This window comes from Novosphingobium resinovorum, from assembly GCF_001742225.1.
GTDB classification, from domain to species: domain Bacteria; phylum Pseudomonadota; class Alphaproteobacteria; order Sphingomonadales; family Sphingomonadaceae; genus Novosphingobium; species Novosphingobium resinovorum_A.
Genome location: NZ_CP017075.1, coordinates 2957296 through 2979343, shown reverse-complemented (window position 1 = coordinate 2979343; position 22048 = coordinate 2957296). Strand labels below are relative to the sequence as shown.

General features: G+C 66.7%; 25 protein-coding genes. 11 read left to right on the top strand and 14 right to left on the bottom strand.

Features of this window, described 5'->3' with window-relative positions; all coding sequences use genetic code 11:
- The first annotated feature begins 13 nt into the window (after positions 1–13).
- From BES08_RS14005 to BES08_RS13990, 4 genes are all read left to right on the top strand, one after another.
- Positions 14–1174, top strand: a complete 1161-nt coding sequence (locus BES08_RS14005) for a sensor histidine kinase (protein ID WP_036525575.1) — start codon at positions 14–16, stop codon at positions 1172–1174.
- Positions 1175–1220: 46 nt separating this feature from the next.
- A complete protein-coding gene (locus BES08_RS14000; RefSeq protein WP_008831834.1) occupies positions 1221–2018 on the top strand; it encodes a LytR/AlgR family response regulator transcription factor in 798 nt (265 codons plus the stop codon).
- Between the two features lie 332 nt (positions 2019–2350).
- A complete protein-coding gene (gene nadC / locus BES08_RS13995) occupies positions 2351–3211 on the top strand; it encodes a carboxylating nicotinate-nucleotide diphosphorylase (protein WP_069708653.1) in 861 nt (286 codons plus the stop codon).
- Positions 3212–3243: 32 nt separating this feature from the next.
- Complete coding sequence (locus BES08_RS13990; RefSeq protein WP_008831832.1) at positions 3244–3909, top strand: ribonuclease T2 family protein; 666 nt, start codon at positions 3244–3246, stop codon at positions 3907–3909.
- An 18-nt stretch (positions 3910–3927) separates the two neighbouring features.
- Here BES08_RS13990 and BES08_RS13985 read toward each other — a convergent pair whose 3' ends face one another.
- A complete protein-coding gene (locus BES08_RS13985; protein WP_008831831.1) occupies positions 3928–4383 on the bottom strand; it encodes a nucleoside deaminase in 456 nt (151 codons plus the stop codon).
- 113 nt (positions 4384–4496) lie between these two features.
- On the opposite strand from BES08_RS13985, the gene rpmB reads away from it, so the two are divergent.
- A complete protein-coding gene (rpmB, locus tag BES08_RS13980) occupies positions 4497–4781 on the top strand; it encodes a 50S ribosomal protein L28 (RefSeq protein ID WP_008831830.1) in 285 nt (94 codons plus the stop codon).
- Between the two features lie 101 nt (positions 4782–4882).
- On the opposite strand, the gene BES08_RS13975 is transcribed toward rpmB, so the two are convergent.
- From BES08_RS13975 to xseA, 4 genes are read right to left on the bottom strand one after another with little or no spacing between them, the layout of a single operon-like run.
- Positions 4883–5893: an esterase-like activity of phytase family protein gene (locus tag BES08_RS13975; RefSeq protein ID WP_069708651.1), complete on the bottom strand. Its 1011-nt coding sequence runs from the start codon at positions 5891–5893 to the stop codon at positions 4883–4885.
- 51 nt (positions 5894–5944) lie between these two features.
- On the bottom strand, positions 5945–6832 hold the full coding sequence (locus BES08_RS13970) for a M23 family metallopeptidase (RefSeq protein WP_083274683.1): 888 nt from the start codon (positions 6830–6832) through the stop codon (positions 5945–5947).
- 10 nt (positions 6833–6842) lie between these two features.
- Positions 6843–7046, bottom strand: a complete 204-nt coding sequence (locus BES08_RS13965; protein ID WP_008830887.1) for a DUF2093 domain-containing protein — start codon at positions 7044–7046, stop codon at positions 6843–6845.
- A 27-nt stretch (positions 7047–7073) separates the two neighbouring features.
- The gene (gene xseA, locus BES08_RS13960) at positions 7074–8564 is read right to left on the bottom strand and encodes an exodeoxyribonuclease VII large subunit (protein WP_069708650.1); all 1491 of its coding nucleotides are present in this window, start codon (positions 8562–8564) and stop codon (positions 7074–7076) included.
- 5 nt (positions 8565–8569) lie between these two features.
- Between xseA and purD the strand changes: the two genes are divergently transcribed.
- A complete protein-coding gene (purD, locus tag BES08_RS13955) occupies positions 8570–9853 on the top strand; it encodes a phosphoribosylamine--glycine ligase (protein WP_069708649.1) in 1284 nt (427 codons plus the stop codon).
- Entirely contained in the window at positions 9846–10331 is a 486-nt protein-coding gene (locus BES08_RS13950) for a hypothetical protein (protein ID WP_069708648.1), read from the top strand. Before purD ends, BES08_RS13950 begins: the two co-directional genes overlap by 8 nt.
- 105 nt (positions 10332–10436) lie before the next feature.
- Here BES08_RS13950 and BES08_RS13945 read toward each other — a convergent pair whose 3' ends face one another.
- Together BES08_RS13945 and BES08_RS13940 are read right to left on the bottom strand one after the other, a co-directional pair.
- A complete protein-coding gene (locus BES08_RS13945; protein ID WP_036525588.1) occupies positions 10437–10958 on the bottom strand; it encodes a 3'-5' exonuclease in 522 nt (173 codons plus the stop codon).
- Between the two features lie 13 nt (positions 10959–10971).
- Entirely contained in the window at positions 10972–11964 is a 993-nt protein-coding gene (locus BES08_RS13940) for an adenosine kinase (protein ID WP_069708647.1), read from the bottom strand.
- 434 nt (positions 11965–12398) lie between these two features.
- Between BES08_RS13940 and BES08_RS13935 the strand changes: the two genes are divergently transcribed.
- Entirely contained in the window at positions 12399–12866 is a 468-nt protein-coding gene (locus tag BES08_RS13935; RefSeq protein ID WP_069709267.1) for a hypothetical protein, read from the top strand.
- Between the two features lie 39 nt (positions 12867–12905).
- On the opposite strand, the gene BES08_RS13930 is transcribed toward BES08_RS13935, so the two are convergent.
- The 3 genes from BES08_RS13930 to pdxH all read right to left on the bottom strand — a co-directional run bounded on the left by BES08_RS13930 (position 12906) and on the right by pdxH (position 16152).
- Positions 12906–14468, bottom strand: coding sequence for an outer membrane protein assembly factor BamB family protein (locus tag BES08_RS13930; protein ID WP_069708646.1), 1563 nt, complete (start codon positions 14466–14468; stop codon positions 12906–12908).
- Between the two features lie 128 nt (positions 14469–14596).
- Complete coding sequence (locus BES08_RS13925) at positions 14597–15532, bottom strand: cation diffusion facilitator family transporter (protein ID WP_069708645.1); 936 nt, start codon at positions 15530–15532, stop codon at positions 14597–14599.
- A complete protein-coding gene (pdxH, locus tag BES08_RS13920) occupies positions 15529–16152 on the bottom strand; it encodes a pyridoxamine 5'-phosphate oxidase (RefSeq protein ID WP_083274682.1) in 624 nt (207 codons plus the stop codon). Before pdxH ends, BES08_RS13925 begins: the two co-directional genes overlap by 4 nt.
- Positions 16153–16322: 170 nt before the next feature.
- On the opposite strand from pdxH, the gene BES08_RS13915 reads away from it, so the two are divergent.
- The 3 genes from BES08_RS13915 to fabI are packed head-to-tail and all read left to right on the top strand — an operon-like array spanning position 16323 to position 19014.
- Positions 16323–17258: a DnaJ C-terminal domain-containing protein gene (locus tag BES08_RS13915; protein ID WP_069708644.1), complete on the top strand. Its 936-nt coding sequence runs from the start codon at positions 16323–16325 to the stop codon at positions 17256–17258.
- A complete protein-coding gene (locus tag BES08_RS13910; RefSeq protein WP_069708643.1) occupies positions 17248–18189 on the top strand; it encodes a YihY/virulence factor BrkB family protein in 942 nt (313 codons plus the stop codon). Before BES08_RS13915 ends, BES08_RS13910 begins: the two co-directional genes overlap by 11 nt.
- A gap of 21 nt (positions 18190–18210) precedes the next feature.
- Positions 18211–19014 (top strand): enoyl-ACP reductase FabI, encoded by an 804-nt coding sequence (fabI, locus tag BES08_RS13905; RefSeq protein WP_036525594.1) that lies wholly within the window; start codon positions 18211–18213, stop codon positions 19012–19014.
- Positions 19015–19201: 187 nt separating this feature from the next.
- On the opposite strand, the gene BES08_RS13900 is transcribed toward fabI, so the two are convergent.
- From BES08_RS13900 to BES08_RS13885, 4 genes are all read right to left on the bottom strand, one after another.
- Positions 19202–20056: a sulfite exporter TauE/SafE family protein gene (locus tag BES08_RS13900; protein ID WP_036525595.1), complete on the bottom strand. Its 855-nt coding sequence runs from the start codon at positions 20054–20056 to the stop codon at positions 19202–19204.
- 236 nt (positions 20057–20292) lie between these two features.
- Positions 20293–20868 carry a hypothetical protein gene (locus BES08_RS13895; protein ID WP_036525596.1) on the bottom strand — a complete coding sequence of 192 codons (576 nt, stop codon included), beginning with the start codon at positions 20866–20868 and terminating at the stop codon, positions 20293–20295.
- 162 nt (positions 20869–21030) lie between these two features.
- Complete coding sequence (locus BES08_RS13890) at positions 21031–21552, bottom strand: demethoxyubiquinone hydroxylase family protein (RefSeq protein ID WP_036525597.1); 522 nt, start codon at positions 21550–21552, stop codon at positions 21031–21033.
- A gap of 1 nt (position 21553) precedes the next feature.
- Positions 21554–22039, bottom strand: a complete 486-nt coding sequence (locus tag BES08_RS13885) for a disulfide bond formation protein B (protein WP_008829645.1) — start codon at positions 22037–22039, stop codon at positions 21554–21556.
- Positions 22040–22048: the final 9 nt, after the last annotated feature.

Below are 22048 nucleotides of genomic sequence, written 5' to 3'. Positions count from 1 at the left end.
TAGGTTTGCCCGCATGAGCGTCCTGCCTATCCAGCCCATTCCCTTCTTCGCCGACAAGGACCGCGCGTTCTGGCGCCTGCAGTTCATCGGCTGGGGCGGCGCCATGGTGCTGCGCACGATGTCGACGCTGGCGAACAACCAGTCCTCGGCCTCGCTTGTCCTGGTCGTCATCGCCACGATCACGGGCTTCTCCGTCTCGCTGGTGCTCTCAGTGATCTATCGCGCGCTGATCAAGCGCCGGCCGATCGTCACCTGGGGCCTGACCGCGCTGATGCTGCCGGTCGCGGTGGCGCTGCACGCGTTCATAGACGCCTGGGTCATCTCGCTCTGGCGCGGCGAGGGGGACAGCTTCGCGCAGCTGTTCCTCGGCGTCTTCTACTTCGACGCGACGCTGCTGGGTGCGTGGACCGCCCTCTACTACATGGTGAACTTCTACCTGCAGGTGGAGGAGCAGAACGACCAGCTGATCCGGCTGGAGACCCAGGCCACCAGTGCCCAGCTGGCGATGCTGCGCTACCAGCTCAACCCGCACTTCCTGTTCAACACGCTGAACTCGATCTCGACGCTGGTGCTGCTGAAGCAGACAGAGCCCGCCAACGCGATGCTCAGCCGCCTGTCCTCGTTTTTGCGCTATACGCTCATCAACAAGCCCTCCGCACGCGTCACCGTGGAGCAGGAGGTCGAGACCCTTCAGCTCTACCTCGACATCGAGCGCATGCGCTTCGAGGAACGGCTGCGCACCACCTTCACCATCGATCCCGCCACCGAAGCCGGGTTGCTGCCCTCGCTGCTGCTCCAGCCGTTGGTCGAGAACGCCATCAAGTACGCCGTCAGCCAGCAGGAAGCCGGGGCCGAGATCACCGTCGCCACGCAACTCATCGGGCCGATGCTTCGCATCACCGTCTCGGACACCGGGCCGGGCTTGCAAAGTCCCACGACCGACAACAGGCTATCGGGCATGACCTACGATGGAGGGGAGCCGGTTTCCACCGGCGTGGGATTGTCCAACATCCGCGACCGCCTGTCGCAGGCCTATGGCGAGAACCACCGTTTTGAAACGATCGAACCGCTGGAAGGCGGCTTCGCAGTCGTGATAGAACTCCCTTTCGAGCGCCGCGAAACCACCGAGGACATGTCCGAACCCGCGCGTCAGCCCGTTCAGATGGCGCGATGAAACAATCCTGCCCCGTGCGCGTTAGCCGCACCGGAGACACATACCTATGACCATTCGCACGATTCTCGTCGACGATGAGAAACTCGCAATTCAGGGCCTGCAACTGCGGCTCGAAAAGTACCCCGACGTCGAGATCATCGACACTTGCGCGAACGGGCGCGAGGCGATCCGCAAGATCAAGACGGAAAAGCCCGACCTCGTCTTCCTCGACATCCAGATGCCCGGCTTCGACGGCTTTTCCGTCGTCAAGGGCGTGATGGAGATCGAACCGCCGCTGTTCGTCTTCGTCACCGCCTACCAGGAACACGCCGTCCGCGCCTTCGAGGCGAACGCGGTGAACTACCTGATGAAGCCGGTGGACGAGAGCAAGCTGGACGACACCCTCGCCCGCGTGCGCCAGCGCCTGTCCGAGAAGCGCAGTTCCGAAGAAGCGGAGAAGCTCAAGACGGTCCTCGCCGAAGTCGCCCCCGACGCGGTGGATCACATGCCCGAGGAGACGGACCCGAACTCGGACCGCTACGAAAAGCTCATCAATATCAAGGACCGCGGCCAGATTTTCCGGATCGACGTCGACTCGATCGAGCACATCGAGGCTGCCGGCGACTACATGTGCATCCGCACCGCCGACAACTCGCTGATCCTGCGCGAGACGATGAAGGACCTCGAACGCCGCCTCGACCCGCGCGTGTTCCAGCGCGTGCATCGCTCGACGATCGTGAATCTCAATCAGGTGCGTCAGGTGAAGCCGCATACGAACGGCGAATGCTTCCTCGTGCTCGATTCGGGCGCGCAGGTGAAGGTTTCGCGTTCATATCGGGACGTAATCGCGCGGTTCGTTCACTAAGAATTGGGAAGCGTAGAAGCAGGGGAGCATGCCCCCCTGCACCCCAGTACCGTCGTCGTCGTGCGCGCCGCTTCTTGGGGTGCTGACCTCAACCTTCGTCATTGCGAGCGTAGCGAAGCAATCCAGGGCGGCCTTCAACTGCTCTGGATTGCTTCGCTACGCTCGCAATGACGAAATGAGTTGGAGGCGCCGCAGGCTATGTGATCTCCCATCCATCACCCCAGACGCCGCTGCACGCGCGACGACGACAGTTCCGGGGTCTGGGGCAATGGCCCCAGGACTTCCCCTTTCTTCACTCGACAACCCGCAGATAAAGCGCAAATAACCCGGCCATGACCCAGTTCTCGCTTCCGGCTTTCGACCTCACCGCATTCGTCACCGCCACTTTGGCCGAAGACCTTGGCGAAGGTCTTCCCGGCGGCGGCCGTGACGTCACTTCGGAAAGCGTGATCGACGCCGACGCGAGGTTCTCCGGCGTTATGGATTCGCGCGATCCGATCACCGTCGCGGGCCTGCCGATCGCGGCGGCGTTCTTCCGCCAGCTCGACCCGGCGATGGAGATCGAGATACTCATCGAGGAAGGCGCGCAGGTCGCTCCCGGAACGCAGCTGATGCGCCTGACCGGCAATGCCCGCGCCATGCTGACGGGGGAGCGCAGCGCCCTCAACACCGTGCAGCACCTGTCGGGCATCGCCACGATGACCCGCGAGTACGTGGACGCCATGGCCGGGCACGCGACCCTGCTCGACACCCGCAAGACGATCCCCGGCCTGCGCCATTTGGAGAAGTACGCAACCCGCATGGGCGGCGCGCAGAACCACCGCATGGGCCTGTGGGACGCGGCGATGATCAAGGACAATCACGTCCTTGTCGCCGGCGGTGTCGGCCCGGCGGTGGCCCGGGCGAAGGCGGCGGGCGTGGCGCAGATCATCTGCGAGGTCGATCACCTCGACCAGATCGAACCGGCCATCGCGGCGGGCGCCCATCACCTGCTGCTCGACAACATGAAACCGGACGTGCTGCGCGAGGCCGTCGCGGTGGTAGCGGGCCGGGTGCCGACCGAGGCTTCGGGCGGCGTCAACCTGGGGACCATCGGCGCCATCGCCGCCAGCGGCGTCACGTACGTCTCGGTGGGGCGCCTGACGCAGAGCGCCCCGGCCGCCGATATCGGGCTGGACTTCACGCCGCTGTGAGGCTGGCCGCCACTATCACAGCGGCTTTGGCCGTGCTTCCGGCTCCGGCGCTGGCACAGGCCTACCAATGCTCCGTACCGCGCCAGATCGCGCCGGTAAGGCCGCTGACACCCGACGGCCCGGTACGGCGCACGGCGATCGCGGGCTACACGCTGTCCGCCAGTTGGTCCCCCGACTACTGCAAGACCAGCGGCGATACCCGCTCGATGCAGTGCAACCGCGCCAGTGGCCGCTTCGGCTTCATCCTGCATGGCCTGTGGCCCGAAGCGGCGCGTGGCCCCTCGCCGCAGTGGTGCGGCGCGCAGACCGTGCCCTCGCCGCAGGTCCTGCGCGAGAACCTGTGCATGACGCCCTCGCCCGGCCTGCTCGCGCATGAGTGGGCCAAGCACGGCAGTTGCATGGTCGCCAGCCCGCAGAAGTATTTCCGCGTCAGTGCGATCCTGTGGCGCTCGATCCACTGGCCCGACGCCGATCGCCTTTCCCGCAAGCGCGACCTCACGGTGGGCGATCTGCGCGAGGAATTCGTCGCGGCGAATCGGGGCTGGCCGCGCGAGGCCGTGGGCATCCAGATCAGTCGCACCGGATGGCTGCGCGAGGTTCAGCTTTGCTACGGCAAGGACTTCCGCCCTGCGCGGTGCGAGGCGCGCCAGTTTGGCCCGAGCGATTCGACACCGCTGAAGATCTGGCGCGGGTTATAATCGTCGTCCCGGACGACGTTATCGTTTGGCCTGGAAGAACCCGCGCAGCATTTGCGCCGCCTGCGCCTCGCCGATCCCCGCATAGACCTCGGGCCGGTGCAGGCACTGCGGATGTTCGAAGACCCGCGCGCCATGCTCCACCGCGCCGCCCTTGGGATCGGAGGCCGCGTAATAGACCCGCCCGATTCGCGCATGGGCAATGGCGCCTGCGCACATCGCGCAAGGCTCCAGCGTCACCCACAGCTCGCAACCCTCCAGCCGTTCGTTACCGAGAAGCCGGGCAGCCGCGCGAATCGCCTCGATCTCGGCGTGGCTGGTAGGGTCGTGGCGTTCGCGCGGGGCGTTGCGGCCGGTGGCGATTACACGGCCATCCTTGACGATCACCGCGCCGATGGGCACTTCGCCGGAATCGGCGGCGGCCTGCGCCTCCTGCAGGGCAAGCGCCATGGGTTCGGGAAGAGGCCAGCGAGTCATTCGTCCGCGCTAGCCCTTCAAAAACCTGTGTGCAACTTGACCTTGGGTGGGGGAATCGGTAAGGGCGCGCCTTCCCGTACTTAACGGCAAGCAATTTTCGAGCGAGAAAGACTATGTCCCGCATCTGCGAACTGACTGGCAAGGGCCGCCAGGTTGGCTGCAACGTCAGCCACGCGAACAACAAGACCAAGCGCGTCTTCCTGCCCAACCTCCAGAACGTCACCCTGATGTCGGAAGGTCTGGACCGCAGCTTCAAGTTCCGCGTCTCGACGCACGGCCTGCGTTCGGTCGAGCACAACGGCGGCCTCGACAACTGGCTGCTGAAGACCTCGGACGCCAAGCTGTCGCCGCGCGCCGCCAAGGTGAAGCGCGACCTCAAGAAGACCCAGGCCGCCTGATTGCCTGCTCCTCCTGACGGGGGAGCGCATCGGGAATACGGGTTTTGAAAAAAGCGTGCGAAGCTCTGCTTCGCGCGCTTTTTCGCGTATGAACTCGCCCCCTATTTAGGCCAGGGCAACTGCTTCGGATCGACCGAGAGCTTCCACAGCAGGGTACGCTGGAGCACCCGCATCGCGTTGTCGTCCGACATCAGCCATACGGTGATTCGTCCATCCGCCCGCGGCACCGCCGCAATCGCCTCGAAATTATCGACCGGCAGGACAGAGGCGAGCGAGGCCAATGGCGCCGAGTGCCAGACGTTGCCCGGCCTGATCCGCGCGGTATCGGCAATGACGATCCGCCCGACAAATCGCATGGGCATCGGCCAAAGCAGACGCCGCATCAGGATCAACGCGCGCCCGTCAGGCAATACCGCCATGTCCACGACCGAAAAATTGTCCGGGCCGTCGAAGCGGAACCGCTGGGGGTGCGGATGGCTGATGGGGTCGCCCGAGAATATCAGCGCGTCGTGAAGACGCGATTCGCGCCAGGAAGGTGTAACCTCGCGTATCGTCACGAAGCGGCCGTCCTTCAGGCGCGCCAGCGCTTCGGGGCCGGTATTGACGCCCCAGCCGCTCATGGCCGGGGGCGTGACTTCCCCGGTCGCCCTGAACTTGCCGTCTACCTTCACAATCGAGTTCCGGCCCTCAAGACCCAGCCAGTAACCGCCCGAAGCGGGATCGCGCGTCGCCGACTCGACGTCGCGAGCGGCCTTGGTCGCCGCCTTGCGTTCAAAACGGATCCAATTGGGCCGTGGTGGCAGGCCGGGAACGCCGGGAGGCGCAAAGCGCAGGATATCGCCCGAATCATTGAACGCCGTCAGTCTGCCGTCGGGCTCCGGGACCAGCGCAGAATAGCCGAACACCATCGTGTGCCTCGACTTGATCTGCCACGCCCCCTCCAACTTGAACGGTCCAAGATACTCGGCCAGCTTTCGTCGATCGGGCAGGTCTTCCGGCACGACGGCATCGATGACCGGCAGATCCTTGGGCGACTCGTGGCGAGGCGACCGCCCCCACGTGATCCAGAGCAGCGGTGAAACGACGAGGAGAAGAGCAATGCTGCGGCGCACAAGCGCTGAATAGGGAGCCTTGCCCGATTGGCAACCCCGCTTGGCGCAAAGTCAGTTGGCGGGAAGGAAAAGCAGCGGATCGAGCCGCGCGTCATTCCACTTGATCGACCAGTGCAGGTGCGGCCCGGTGGCCCGTCCGGTCATGCCGATCCGGCCGATGACCTGGCCCTGCCGCACGTGCTCGCCTTCTTTCACAAGGATTTGCGAGCAATGCAGGAATGCGCTGTTGAGGCCCATGCCGTGGTCCAGCATCAGCAGGTTGCCTTCCAGCGTGAAGGGCTTGTCCGCCGCGAGGATGACCACGCCATCGGCCGGAGCGACGAAGGTAGCGCCGCTGCCGCCGGGTGCGAGGTCCAGCCCGGAATGGTACGCTCCCGGCTCACCTCGATAGATGCGCTGCGAGCCGAAACGGCCGGAAATGCGCGCCTTGATCGGCCAGACGAAGCGCTGCCGCCAGCCCTGCGCGTCATTGACGAGGGCACGCGCCGCCTCGATGCGCGCAAGTTCGGGGCGACGCAGCGCCATGAACGCCTCGGACGGGCCGCCGGGCTTGCGGGGGATATTGACGTTCTCGATCTGCCACGCGCGCGGCGCGACGGAGAGACGCTGCTCACCGAGCGTGCCGTTGGAATAGGATATGCGCAGCACCGCCTGCGCCCCGGCATCGCGGTCGAAGGCGACGAACCATCCGCCATCAGGCGCCACCTTCACTGGATTGCCATCCAGCGAGAGCGAGCGCACTCCACCGGGCAAAGTCCCGCGCAGCCAGCCGCCTTGCGTTAACTCGCCAACGAAAGGGAGCGTCACGGGTCGCGGCGGTGCGGCCGGGGCCACCGGGGCGACGCGTTGCGCGGCGCGCAGGGCCACAAGCGGCAGCGACACGGCCGCAGCGGCCGCGATCACCGCCAGCGATACGAGCCCCTTCACGCGGCGCGTCATGGTGGCGGGCTCAGACCTGTCCGAGGAGACGTTTCGTCGCGATCTCGGCGGTCGCGTAGGCTTCCTGGCGCTCGACGCTCCAGTAACGGAGGGTTTCGAGCGAAATCTGCTCGCCGGTTACGGCGCACGTGACGTAGTGGCCCGGGCTGAGCACGCGAAAGCCGTTCGGGCCGTAAGCGAGCTTGGCGGGGCGGTCTGCGGAGGACATCAACATGGCCATGATCCTAGCAGAGCCGCCGCCTCAGAACAAATCGCCCTGTCGTGGAGGGCTTGAAGACTGTCGCGCGGGCTTGGCCGGTGCTGGCCGCGGCGTGGCGGCCTCGGTGCCCTCTCCCGTGGTGACCGGCAGTTCGCCGTCACGGAATTCTATCACCAGACTGCCCTCGCGCAGCGCCGCTTCGCGTGTGGTCAGCGCGGCGCCCGAAGAGGACTTCACCAGCGCGTAACCGCGCTGCAGCGGCAGGCGCGGGTCAAGCTGTGGCAGCACCCGGTTGACCGGCGCCAGCGCATCGCGCGCCAGCATCCAGCGCCGTTCGAGCAGGCGCGGGGTCAGGCCGATGCGCGCCAGCCGCTCGTCGCAGACCTGCACGCGGTGGCGCAGCAGCGGCAGCGAGAGACGGCCCGCGACCTGCTGTAGCGAACGCCCCTTGGCGGTGGCGCGGTCCTGCAGGCCCCGGCGCAGACGCTCGGAGAGTTCGTCCAGTTTCTGCGCCTTGGCGGCGAGGATCGCCTCGGGCTTGGGCAGGCGCTGGACGCGCGCGTCCAACCGTTCGCGCCCCAGCGTAACCGGACGCAGCGCGCAGCGGCGCATCCGCAAGCCCATCTCGTCGATCTGGTTCACCAGTTCGGCACGCACCGGCACTGCCATTTCCGCTGCAGCGGTGGGCGTCGGTGCGCGGCGGTCGGCAGCATGGTCGCACAAGGTGGTGTCGGTCTCGTGCCCGACCGCCGAGATCACGGGGATCGTCGAATCGGCGACGGCGCGCACGACGATCTCCTCGTTGAAGCTCCACAAGTCCTCGATCGAACCACCGCCGCGCGCGACGATCACGAGGTCGGGGCGGGGAACCGGACCGCCGGGCTGGATGGCCGAGAAGCCGCGCACCGCGTTCGCCACTTGCGCCGCCGCGCCCTCGCCCTGCACCAGCACCGGCCAGACCAGCACCCGGCTGGGGAAGCGGTCGGCAAGGCGGTGGAGGATGTCGCGGATCACCGCGCCGGTGGGCGAGGTCACCACGCCGATCACTTGCGGCAGGTAGGGCAGCCCGCGCTTGCGCTCGGGCGCGAACAGGCCCTCGGCGGCGAGGCGGGCGCGCAGTTTTTCGAGCAGCGCCAGCAGCGCGCCTTCGCCCGCGATCTCCATCGTCTCTATCACGATCTGGTACTTCGAGCGACCCGGATAGGTCGTCAGCTTGCCGGTGGCGATGACCTCGACGCCGTCCTCGGGGCGGAAGGCAAGGCGCTGGGCGCCGCCTTTCCACATCACCCCGTCGATCACCGCCTTGTCGTCCTTGAGCGCGCAGTAGAAGTGCCCGGAGGCCGCGCGCTTCACGCCCGACAGTTCGCCGCGCAGGCGCACGAAGCCGAAGCGGTCCTCCACCGTGCGCTTGAGGAGATTCGAAATCTCGCTGATCGAGAGCGGCGCGGCGTTGTCCCCGGCCGACTCCTTCGCTACCAGCCCCCCCGAACGACCGTCATTGTAATCATCGTCGTAGAATTGATCGGAAGGCACGGGAAATGAACATCCTGCTACTGGGCTCGGGCGGCCGCGAACATGCGCTGGCCTGGAAGCTGGCGCAATCCCCGCGCTGCGATACCCTGTGGGCCGCCCCCGGCAACCCCGGCATTTCTAGCCTCGCGACGTGCATCGACCTCGACGCGACCGACCACGCCGCCGTGCTGGCCTTCTGCGAGGCGAACGTGATCGGCCTCGTCGTCATTGGCCCCGAGGCGCCGCTGGTGGACGGCCTTGCCGACTCGCTGCGGGGTGAGGGCTTCGCGGTGTTCGGCCCCGGCAAGGCAGCGGCGCAGCTCGAAGGCTCCAAGGGCTTCACCAAGGACTTGTGCGCCCGCGCGAACATCCCGACCGGCGGCTACGAGCGCGTTTCTTCCGAAGCCAGCGCCATGGCCGCACTGGCGAAGTTCGGCGCCCCGGTCGTCATCAAGGCCGATGGCCTTGCAGCGGGCAAGGGCGTCACCGTGGCGATGACCATGGACGAGGCAGAAGCCGCCGTGCGCGACATCTTCGCCGGGCGCTTCGGTGAAGCGGGCGCGGAAGCGGTGATCGAGGAATTCCTCGAAGGCGAGGAGGCCAGCTTCTTCGCGCTGACCGACGGCTCCACCATCGTCCCCTTCGCCTCGGCGCAGGACCACAAGCGCGTCGGCGACGGCGATACCGGCCCCAACACCGGCGGCATGGGCGCCTACAGCCCGGCCAAGGTGCTCACCCCCGAACTGCAGGCCGAGGCGATGACGAAGATCATCGCGCCGACCGTGCGCACCCTCGCCAACGAGGGCATGCCCTATTCCGGCGTGCTGTTCCTCGGCCTGATGCTGACCGCCAAGGGCCCGCAGCTGATCGAGTACAACTGCCGCTTCGGCGACCCGGAATGCCAGGTCATCATGATGCGGCTCGAATCGGACCTCGTCGAACTGCTCCACGCCTGCGCCGAGAACCGCCTTGCCGCGATCGAGCCGCCGCGCTTCTCGGACGACGTCGCGCTGACGGTGGTGATGGCCGCCGACGGCTATCCCGGCACCCCGGCCAAGGGCGGCGCGATCCGCAACGTGGCCGAAGCCGAGGCGGAGGGCGCCAAAGTCTTCCACGCGGGCACCGCGCTGAAGGACGGCGAACTGGTCGCCAGCGGCGGGCGCGTGCTGGCAGTCACCGCCCGTGCGGGCAGCGTGACCGAGGCGCAGGCCAAGGCGTATGCTGCCGTCGATGTCATCGACTTCCCCACCGGCTTCACCCGCCGCGACATCGGCTGGCGCGAAGTGGCGCGCGAAAAGAGCCATGCTTAAGCACGCCGACCCGATCCTGAAGCTGTGCCTCGCGCTCGGCGCCCTGATGGGCGGGGCGGGCGTGGGCTACTACTACGGCATCTACCTGCCCGCGCAGGACATCCACCAGCAGACGCTGGCGATGGCGGAGAAGCAGTCGAAGGCCGCCGAGCAATCGCGCGCACTGGCCGAACGCGCGCGGCGGGAACAAGAGGCCCAGGCGGCCTACAGCCAATGCACGGATCTGGCCGAAAGCGCTTATCGCCAGCGCTGGACGCAGGCCTGCCAGGCGATGCACGACGCCGACCAGGCCGCCTTCGACGACTGCGCCGACAACCTGTTCAGCACCCGCAGCGGCTGCCTTGCCAAGCATCCGATCCGCCCGGCGCAGGACTGCGCGCTGCCTTCGCAGGCGGCGCAGTCGCTGTCAGCGGCGCGGGATCAGAGGAAGGCGCAGTGCGCCGCGCAATTGCAGAGCGCGCAGCGGGGCGGGCAATAAAACGTCGTCCCGGACTTGATCCGGGACCGCTGGCCGTGAACAGCCTTGCCATCGACGGGGCGCCCTGGCGATGGCGCTAGCCTAAAGACAGCCACCTGTCCCGGATCAAGTCCGGGACGACGGTTCCACCTCACCGTCCACCAGCAGCTTGACCACCATCGCCAGCCGCTTGGCGTCCTCGCGCGCCAGATGTTCCTTGGGGAGCAGGCGCTTCGCCTCTTCCAGCGCGGCGACCACCTGCGGACGCGAATAGCCGCCGTCCTTGAGGAATTCGCCGAGGTAGTGCACCGGAAACGGCAACTTCGCGCCCACCGCCTGACACAGCACTTCGAGCCAGAATTCGTCGAGATCGGCATCGGCATAGACCGGGCACCCGGCCACGAACTCGGCCATTTCCGCCAGAACCTGCGCGGGTGGCAGGCCCTCGTCGTCGAGCATCTGCCGGCTGATGCCGTGCAGCGCCTCGGCCTCGTCCGACCAGTCCCAGTAGCGCCAGGCCTCGGCGGGTCGGATGAGCCAGGCCCGGTTCGAACCGTCGATCCGCGCCACCGCGACTTCGATGGGATAGGACTGCCCATATTCGGGCAGGCAGCTCGCTTCGAAGTCGATCAGCGCGGGACAGCTCAAACCGGGTCTCTCCTTACATACGTGCAGCGACGAAGTCCGCGAGGTCACACTCAGGACGCGCGCCGTAGTGCGAGATGATCTCGCTCGCGCAGATTGCGCCCATCTTGAGGCTTTCCTCAAGCCCCTTGCCGCACACGTGGCCGTAGAGGAAGCCCGCCGCGAACAGATCGCCGGCGCCGGTGGTGTCGACCACGCGCTCGATCGGCTGCGCGGCGACTTGTGCCCGCTCGCCGCCCGAGAGCGCCACGGCGCCCTCGGCGCCCTTGGTCACGACCAGCACCGAGACCTTGGCCGCCAGCATCGCGATGCCGTCCTCGAACGAAGACAGGCCGGTCAGTGTCGCCAGTTCGGTCTCGTTGCAGAAGAGGAGGTCGATCAGGCCATCGTCGATCAGCGACAGGAAATCGCCGCGGTGCATGTCGATGATGAACGATTCCGACGGCGTGAAGGCGATCTTGCGGCCGGCGGCGCGGGCCGCCGCGATCGCCTTGCGCATCGCCGCGCGCGGCTCCACCGGATCCCACAGGTAGCCTTCGAGGTAGAGCACGGCCGCCTCGGCGATCGTTTCATCGGCCACCATGTCGGCGGACAGCAGGTGCGAGGCGCCGAGGAAGGTGTTCATCGTGCGCTGGCCATCGGCGGTGACGAAGATCAGGCAACGCGCGGTCGGCGTCTCACCGGCGCGGGCGGGAACCTCGAACTCGATGCCACCGGCGCGGATGTCGTGGGTGAAGACCTCGCCCAGCTGGTCGTCGGCGACCTGACCGATGAAGCCGCACTTGGCGCCCAGCGCGGCGAGGCCCGCCAGCGTGTTGGCGGCCGACCCGCCCGAGACTTCGCGGGCCGGGCCCATCGCGTCGTAGAGGGTGCGGGCCTGATCGCCGTCGATCAGCTGCATGCCGCCGCGCACCAGGCCGAGTTCCTCGATCTGCGCGTCCGAGCAGTTGCCGATGACGTCGATGATGGCGTTGCCGATGGCGATGACGTCCAGACGGGGTTGCGTCATGGGGTGGGTAAGTCCTTCAGTGGAGGCCGGAAACAGGTCCGGGAATTTCGATTGCCCGAGCGACTAGCGCGCGGCCGGATGCGCTGCAAGGTGACGCAGGTTTACACGGTTGACACGGTCCAGAGGAAAAAGGTGTCACCTTGCGGCGTTTCCGGGCGGTTTCGGGCTCGAAAGTGTCACCTTGCGGGCTCCGATGTGTCACCTTGCTCCGCAAAGGTGTCACCTTGTGCGGGCGATGTGTCACCTTGCGGGCCGAAGGTGTAACCTTGCGCCGCTTGCAAGCTGACAGGTCCGGGAAGCGGGCAATCCGAAGCATGGCGCCGGAATACCCCGGCCCTGCACTTGTAGGAAAGCCGCCGTTCCCCGCAGGCGCATGGGCTTCGGGCGATGGCCCGTTGACTCGGCCGCGCCCTCGGGCGATGCCGCCTGCAATCATGAGCACGACGTCTTCCGGGAGAGTTCCCCTGCAGCCCCGCTTCCTTCTTCCGCTTGGTGCGGCTGCGCTGGCGCTTGCCCTGTCGGCCTGTTCATCGACCGGCGGCAACGTGGCGAGCACGCCCGCGCCGCCACCCGGCAAACGGATCAAGGGCGTCCCCGTCACCCGCCAGCCGACCCGCGCCGCACCGCGCGACGCCGCCGTGCAGATGGCGCCGGGCCTCGAAGGCGTGATCGGCGCCAACCAGGGCCAGCTCACCCGCATGTTCGGGGAGCCCCGCCTCGACGTGTGGGAAGGTGACGCGCGCAAGCTGCAGTTCACCGGCACCGCCTGCGTGCTCGACGTGTTCCTCTATCCCAGCACCAGCTCGAAGGAGCCGCACGCCACGTACGTGGAAACGCGGCGTTCCTCGGACGGGCAGAACGTGGACCGGGCCGCCTGCGTCGCGGCGCTGAGGCAGAAGTAAGGGCCGGCGGGCAGGAAACGCTCACCGGCCCATGCCCGCTCAGAACAGCTTGTAGGCGGTCAGCTTGGCACGCTGCGCCGTCAGCAGCAGATTGCCTGGCGTGATCGCCAGACGGCCGCCGGTCGGCGCCGTCCAGACGATCTTGTGCCCGGCATCCTTGAGGTCGATCGCCCAGGTCTCATTCTCGGTCGAGACGAAGACATGGCTTGCGGTGGCCACGACATTGCCCGCGAACGTGTCCGAGGTGGGAATCGAGGTCGACCACTTGACCTCGCCCGTTGCCGCATTGATCGCGCTCAGCACGTGGGCATCGTCCCGCACGGCGTAGATCGTATCGCCGGCATAGGCGAAGGCCGTCGTGTACCGCACGATCGAGCGCCACGATGTCGTCTCGGTATTCAGGTCCAGCGCGATCAGCTGGCTTGCGGTGTAGAACGTCCGATTGGCCGAATAGAGAAAGACCTTGCCGCCCGATCCCAGGACCGGCGCGCTGAACCAGTCGTAGCTCTGCTGCTGGTATCCGGAATCGGCGACGCTGCGCACGAGTACGCCGGTGCCCCGGTCGATGACGTCCAGCGCCCGGCCCGAATAGTAATAGACATAGTTGTCATCGACCGCCGGGCTTTCTCCCGCCCAGACGCCGTAGCTCCCGAACGTCTCCCAGCGCTTGGCGCCGGACAAGGCATCGAAGCCGTAGACCACGTTGCCGTAGTACCCCGCCGACATGTAGACGGAGCCCGCCGAAGCGACCGGCTGGTTGAATGTCGACCATTGCGACGCGAAGTGCATCTGCTGCTTGAACGCGCCGGTAGCGAGGTCGAACACCCATTGCGGGTTCGTGCCGCTCGAACTCTCCATCGAGGTCACGTGCACCAGTCCGTCGGAGATCGCGGGACCGCTGAGATAGCCGGAGGCATAGACCTGCGAGCCCAGATCGTAGTTCCACTTCTCGACGCCGTCCGCAGCATTGAGGCCGCGCACCGTGCCCCGATACTGCCAGGTCCCGCCGGTCGACGGCTCGACGGTCGTGATAGCCACCATGTCGGCCGTCGCGGCCGGGGCCTGGATCGACTGCCCAGCGTATTCCCAGGCCTTCACGAAGTCCGCGACCTTGTAATTCACCGGCACGTAGCCGGTATGGGCACCGTTGCGCTGGAAGGTGCCCCACGCCTGCAGCGGCACGTCGAGGTTGACGGTGAAGGTCTGGGTAGAACCCGGATAGACGGTGCCGCATGCCGCATCGGTGCAGAGGCGGAAGGTCACCTCGGTAGAGGTCTTGCCGCCCGCCGGAAGATCGACGGTGGCGAACTTCACGGTGTAGCCCTGCCCTGCCGCAACCGGCGTACCATCGAGGACGAAGCGCCGGTCGGAGAACTTCACGTCGGCCACGACATTGCCCGAAGACGATCCGGTGTAGCTGGCGCCGATCTCGAAATGGCCGGTCTGGCCTTCGGCGGAGCTGACGTTCAGCGTCGGGGCTGACATCGTGACGTTCAACGTCGCCAGGGGCGGAGGGCCTCCGTTGCCATTGCCATCGTCACCGCCGCACGCACCCACCATGGCGGCCGCAGCAATCGCCGCGCCCCAGTACACGATCTTCATGAAATCCCCCGTTCGCCTGCGGGCTGCAGGCGGTCATCGGGTGCATCAGAAAGTCCGAAAATACAAGGTAATGAACGAGTTGTAATAACAGGCGGGACAGACGCAAAAACCTCCCGTTCCTGTGCTCCTCACCCCACCCGGATCGGCGGCAGCACGTCCAGACCCGCATCGCCGGCCTCGTCAACCAGTCCTTCGGGGTCCGGGTGGATCAGGATCTCGGTGCCGGGAAATTCCGCCTTCAGCCGCGCTTCCAGAGCATCCATCACCTTGTGCGCCTCGCGCACGGTCATGTTCGCATCGACCCAGACGTGGAACTGCACGAAGTCGCGGTTACCCGACGTGCGCGTGCGCAGGTCATGCACTCCGGTGATGTCCGGGTTGCGGGCGAGCACTTCGAGGAAGCGCTGCTTCTTTTCCGCCGGCCACTCGTGGTCCATCAGCTGGTCGAGCACCTCCTCGGACGCCTTCCAGGCGCCCCAGGCCAGCCACAGCGCGATGCCGAGGCCGAACAGCGGGTCCGCGCCCGAAACGCCGAGGTACTGGTCGATCACCAGCGCCGCGATCACCGCGACGTTGAGCAGCAGGTCCGACTGATAATGCACGCTGTCGGTCGCGATCGCGAGGCTGCCGGTCCGGCGGATCACATGGCGCTGCCAGGCGATCAGCGCGAACGTCACCACGATCGCCGCTAGCGAGACGCCGATGCCGGTGCCCGCCGCCTCGACCCTTGCGCCCGCGAAGAAATCCTCCACCGCGCGCGCGGCGATGCCCAGCGCCGAGATCGAGATCAGCACGATCTGGAACAGCGCCGCGATCGCTTCTGCCTTGCCGTGGCCGAAGCGGTGCTTGTCGTCGGGCGGGTGCGCGGCGATCCACACGCCCAGCAAGGTCGCCACGCTGGCGACGAGGTCAAGCGCGGTGTCGGCCAGGCTCCCCAGCATCGCGGTGGAGCCGGTGGACCATGCCGCCCAGCCCTTGATCGCGATCAGCAGGCTCGCCGCGCCGATGCTGGCGAAGGCCGCGCTGCGGTTGAGAGCGCCCCAAGAGGCCGAGGCGTCGCTCACGGATAGAGCAGCGAACTGGCCCAGCCTTCCGGGCCGTGCGCGAAGCGGCGGCGCTCGTGGAGGCGATAGGGGCGGTCGTGCCAGAACTCCATCGCCTGCGGGCGCACGCGCCAGCCGCCCCAGTGCGCGGGACGCTCGACCTCGCCGCCCTCGAAGCGGGCACGCACGTCCTCATAGCGGGCGAGGAAGGTTTCACGCGAATCGAGCGGGGCGGACTGGTCGGACGCCACTGCGCCGAGCTGCGAATCGCGGGCGCGCGAATGGAAATAGGCCTCGGCCTCGGCCTCGCTGACGGACGAGAGCGTGCCTTCGATGCGGATCTGGCGGCGCAGGCTCTTCCAGTGGAACAGCAGCGCGACCTGCGGGTTGGCGGCAATCTCCTGCCCCTTGCGGCTGTGGCCATTGGTGTAGAACACGAAGCCTGAGGTGTCGTAGCCCTTCAGCAGCACCATACGCACCGAGGGCTGGCCGTCCGGCGTCGCGGTGGCGAGTGCCATTGCGTTGGAATCGTTGGGTTCCGTTTCGCGCGCTTCATCGTACCACTGCGTGAACAGCGCGAAGGGATCGCCATGCGGGATAACCTCGCGGGCGTCGGTTTCGGAAGGATGCGCTATGGTCACTGTGCGAATTCCTGCGTTTCGAGATGGGAACCCTTGCGCGGATGCCCGGTTGCACGGGAGATGGCCTTGATCGCGGACAAGTCTCCTGTGCGAACTAGGGAACGCAAACGTTCCGCGCAACCTGCGAGAGCGCTTGTCCAAACCCGCCACGCAACCTAGCTAGGGGCATCATGGCAGCAGATCCCTATACCACCCTTGGCGTGCCCCGCGGTGCGAGCGAAAAGGACATCAAGTCCGCCTACCGCAAGCTGGCGAAGGAACTCCACCCCGACACCAACAAGGACAACCCGGCGGCGGCCGCGCGCTTCAACGACGTGACGCGCGCCTATGACCTGCTGTCCGACAAGACCAAGCGCGCCCAGTTCGACCGGGGCGAGATCGACGCCGAGGGCAACCCGGCCAGCCCCTTCGGCGGCGGCTTCGGCGGAGGCGGCTATGGCGGCGGTCCCGGCGGCCAGCGCGGCTTCGGCGGCGGTTTCGGCGCCGAGGAAGGGATCGACCTCGAAGACATCTTCGGCGGCATCTTCGGTGGCGGCGGCCGCGCCGGGATGGGCGGCATGGGAGGCGGCCGGGGCCGCGCCGCGCCCAAGGGCGCCAACGTGAACTACCGCCTTGCCGTGCCGCTGACCGACGCGGCGGAACTGAAGCCCCAGCGCATCACCCTGTCCGACGGCAAGACCATCGACCTCAAGCTGCCCGCAGGCGTCGAGGACGGCACCCAGATGCGCCTTGCGGGCAAGGGCGAGCCCGGCCCCGGCGGCAATGGCGATGCCACCGTCACCGTCCACATCCAGCCGCACGCCTTCTTCCGGCGCGACGGTGACGACTTGCGCCTCGACCTGCCGATCACGCTGGACGAAGCGCTGCTCGGCGCCAAGGTCAAGGCGCCGACGCCTTCGGGAGCGGTGATGCTCTCGGTTCCGGCGGGCTCCAGCTCCGGCAAGGCGCTGCGGCTCAAGGGACGCGGGATGACGCGCAAGGACGGCACGCGCGGCGACCAGTTGATCACCCTGCAGATCACGCTACCCGAGGGCGATGCAGACCTCGCCGCCCGCCTCGAAGGCTGGAGCGACAGCCGCGACGTGCGCGGGAAGTTTGGCGTCTGATCCTGACCATGAGGCGCTGAGCAGGAAGCTGCGGCGTAAGGCGGGACCGGGCACCCGGACATTCCGCGTAATCGGCCGCGTCGTGTCGGGCACCTGGGACGACGGGTTCATCCATGCGGGCAACCTTGCCTACATGAGCCTGCTGTCGCTGTTCCCCTTCTTCATCGCGCTGGCCGCGATCCTCTCGGCGCTGGGCGAGCAAGACCAGATGGGCGCCTCGATCGACACCATCCTGCGCGCCCTGCCTCCGCGCGTGGGCGACGTGCTGCGCCCGGTGGCCCACGACGTCGCCGCCGCGCGCCATGGCTGGCTGCTGTGGATCGGCGGGTTCCTGGGCATGTGGACCTCTGGCAGCCTGATCGAGACCATCCGCGACATCCTCCACCGCGCCTACGACGCGAAGAAGCGCCACCGCTTCTGGCGATCCCGGCTGGTGTCGAGCGCGGTGATCTTCGGCTCGGTGCTGCTGCTGCTGATCTCGCTGTCCTCGCAAGTGCTGCTCTCGACCGCCGAGACGGTGCTGGCGACGCTGTTCCCCCGGCTCGATACGCTTTCCGAGCAAATGGCGCTCACTACGGCGATGAGCGGAGGCGGCATTTTCGTCTCGATCTATCTGCTGTTCTATCTGCTCACCCCTTCGGCATACCAGAAGCGGCGCTACCGCAAATGGCCCGGAGCGGCGTTCGTCACGCTATGGTGGCTGCTGGTCGCCTGGGCGCTGCCGAAAGTGTTGCAGAGTTTCCTCATGTACGATTTGACGTACGGAAGCCTCGCCGGAGTGATGATCGCGCTTTTCTTTTTCTGGCTTGTCGGCTTAGGGATGGTCATAGGCGCGGAGTTGAACGCGGCGCTCGCGCAGGCGAACGAGGGTACAGGTGTCCCCGTGGAATTCGGCGCGGGTTCCGGCCCGGCGAACGGGCCCAACGATTAAAGTGGTTACAGGAAGAAACGAATGACCGGTCTGATGCACGGCAAGAGGGGGCTCATCATGGGCCTCGCCAACGACAAGTCGCTGGCCTGGGGTATCGCGAAGAAGCTGCACGAACAGGGGGCCGAACTGGCCTTCGCCTATCAGGGCGAGGCGCTGGCCAAGCGGGTGAGGCCGCTGGCGGAAAGCCTCGGCTCCGATTTCCTCATCGACTGCGACGTGTCGAACATGGACGCGATCGACACCGCCTTCGCCACTCTGGCGGAGCGCTGGGAGACGATCGACTTCGTGGTCCACGCCATCGGCTTCTCGGACAAGAACGAGCTGCGCGGCAAGTATGTCGACACCAGCCTCGACAACTTCCTGATGACGATGAACATCTCGGCCTACTCGCTGGTCGCCGTGACCAAGCGCGCGATGGCGATGATGCCGAATGGCGGCTCGATCCTGACGCTGACGTACTACGGCGCCGAGAAGGTCGTGCCGCACTACAACGTCATGGGCGTGGCCAAGGCGGCGCTCGAGGCCTCGGTGAAGTACCTCGCCAACGACCTCGGCCCGCAAGGCATCCGCGTCAATGCGATCTCGGCCGGCCCGATCAAGACGCTGGCCGCCAGCGGCATCGGCGACTTCCGCTACATCCTCAAGTGGAACGAGCTGAACTCGCCGCTGCGCCGCAACACCACGATCGAGGACGTGGGCGGCTCGGGCCTGTACTTCCTGTCGGACTTGTCCTCGGGCGTGACCGGCGAGACGCATCATGTGGACTCGGGTTACCACCTCGTCGGCATGAAGCAGGAAGACGCGCCGGATATCGCGCTGGCCTGAGGGCCTTCTCGAACTGCCGAAGTACAAAAGGCCGGAGCTGATGCTCCGGCCTTTTCCATTTTCGTCGTCCCGGACTTGATCCGGGACCGGTGGCTGTCTTTAGAAGTAAGCGATAGGCAAGGCACCCTGCCGTGGGCCGGGTCGGTCTCGGCCAGCGGTCCCGGATCAAGTCCGGGACGACGAAGTCTCAGCGAACCTCCGCCGCCTTGGCCGGAGCAATGACGTCCACCTTCACCTTCTCCGGCGCGTTGGCTTTCACGAACAGTTGCCATGACGAGACCGCCAGCACCGCCGCCAGCAGCGGCTGCAGCACTTTGTCCGGCGCGCGGGAGGACAGGTAGCTGCCCACCACCACGCCCGGAATCGAGCCGATCAGCAGGTTGGTCAGCAGCGTTCCGTTGACGTCACCCATGATCCAGTGCCCGGTGCCCGCGATCAGCGTCAGCGGCACGGCATGGGCAATGTCCGACCCGACGATGCGCGCCACCGGCAGACGAGGATAGAGCACGAAGAGCACGGTGACCCCGATCGCTCCCGCCCCCACCGAGGACACCGAAACGGCCACACCGATCAGCGCACCCAGCGCGATCGTGCCGCCGAGTTCCACTATCGGCGAACGCTGCGCGGCACCGTCATGGGCATGGCGGAACAGCCACTTGCGCCCGATGACCGCGAGCGAAGTCAGCGCCAGAAGGCAGGCCAGCGAGAGGAGAATGACGTGCTCCGTGGACTTGCCGACCGAACCCATCCGGGCCATCACCAGCAATGTCACCACGGCGGCGGGCACGCTGCCCATGGCCATGCGGCGCACGATCTTCCACTCCACGCTCTCGCGCGAGCCATGGACCGCCGATCCGGCGATCTTGGTCACGGCGGCGAACAGCAGGTCGGTGCCCACCGCCGTCTTGGCGCTGACGCCGAACAGCAGCACCAGCAGCGGCGTCATCAGCGAGCCGCCGCCCACCCCGGTCAGTCCGACCAGCAGACCGACGAGCAGCCCCGCGATGGCATGGAAAAAATCGATCGAACCCGTCACGCCCATCGCGAACCCGTATCCTTGCCTGGCTTATGTTGTCGGGCGCCGTTCCAGCCGGTTTGCCCGCCCAAGACAAGCGGAATTCGGGTTTCAGGGGGTGAAGAGGGGCTTGTGAGGCGTCTGCCCCAGCAAAACCGTAACCCTCCTCAACTCGTCATTGCGAACGTAGCGAAGCAATCCAGGGGAGTATGAAACCGCTCTGGATTGCTTCGCTACGCTCGCAATGACGAAGGTGTGGCGCTTTACTTGACGCTTGGCGGCGGCGGGGTAGCGCCGGCAGCCGCATCCTGCTGCGCCTCCTGGCGCTGGCGCTGCTCGAAGTAGGCCTTCTCCGCTTCCTCGACCCGCGCCTGGTCGGCGGCTGCATCGGCATCAATCGTGGAGAGGCGCTTTTCACGTTCGGCCTGGATCAGTTCGCTGAAGCGGACTTCCGAGCCGTTAGCCTTTTCCGCATAGGCACTGTTGATGAGCTGCTGCGTGCAGCCCAGCCAGCCGCCCGAACCCGCCGGCGAACAGCTCTGCGTGCCGAAGCGACCCACGGTTTCGTATGCCTGGACCTTGTTCGCCCATGCCTCGGACTGGGGCTGGTCGATGCCGCGCAGCGGCTCGGGGATGCGGTAGCGTTCTTCCTCGGGCTTGCGCGCGCAGACGGTGATGTCGCCCGAGGCCGATTGCGGGCACGGATCGTCGCCGTAGATGATCAGCTGGTTGACCTTCTCCCCGCCCGGATCGGTAAGCCCGGCGTCCTGTGCGAATGCGGCGGGCGCGACGGCCAGCGAAAGAGCGGCAGCTGCAGCAGTGAGGAGAAGGCGGGTCATCGGTGGCTCCAGCAGGTATCGGCCCGGAGGCGTCATGATCGGGTCGCACCCGATATAGGCAGGCTACGGGTTGAATGACAGCTTAAGAGCGTTTTCTAATCGGGTGGAAACGCCCGATGACTCGGAAAACGCGGCAAATACAACCAGACAACCCGCGAGAGGTCAGATCCGTTCCGACAGCTTGATGGCCACGCGGCAGCCCATGCGGATCGCGTGGAACAGCAGCGGATAGGCCGGGGCCTTCTCCGCGCCCGCCGCCAGCGCGGCATCACGGTGCTCGCGCTCCTCGTCGCGGAACTTCAGGATCGCGGCGCCAAGTTCGGGGTCTTCGTCGCCCAGTTCCTCGAGCTGCTCGGTATAGTGGCGGTCGATCTCGGTCTCGATCGCGGCGGTGCAGGCCATCGCCGCCTCCGGCCCGATCAGTGCCGTCGCCGCGCCCAGCGCAAAGCCCGCGGCCGACCACACCGGCTGCAGCAGCGTCGGACGCACGCCGCGCTGCGCGATCATCGCGTCGAACTTCGCCTGATGCTCGGCCTCCTGCGCGGCCATGCCGGCGATCTCGGTCGAGTGCGGACCGCGCGTGCCCATCACCGCCAGTTGGCCCGCGTAAATTCGGTTGGCGCCGAATTCGCCCGCCTGATCGACCCGCAACATCCGTTCGCTGCGCTTACTCATCGCGTTCATCTCAAGCCTTTCGGTCGCTGCGGGCGATGAGGGCGAAGACCGCCAGCGCGCCCAGCGTCGAGAACAGGAAGTTGAAGCCCGCCAGCGAAATGCCGAAGAGGCTCCACGGCGCCACGTCGCAGCGGATCACCGGCGCCTTCATGATCGCGTCGAGCGGATCGCCGCCTGCCGCGAAGGGGCTGGCGGTGCAGGCGGTCACGCCTTCCCACCACTTATATTCGACCCCGGCGTGGAAGCCGCCGATCAGCCCGGACACCAGCACCGCCAGCGCCGCGACGGCCACCAGCGGGCGCACCGGCCGCCAGAAGAACGCCAGCAGCGCGAAGACGATGGCCAGCATGTGCGGATAGCGCTGCCACCAGCACATCTCGCAAGGGTTGAGCCCGAACACGTACTGGCTCACCAGCGCCCCGCCCAAGGCGATGACGGGAATGCCAAGCGCCAGCATACGCGCGGCGCGCACAGACGGTGCGGCGGAAACGGCCATGCCCTTCGT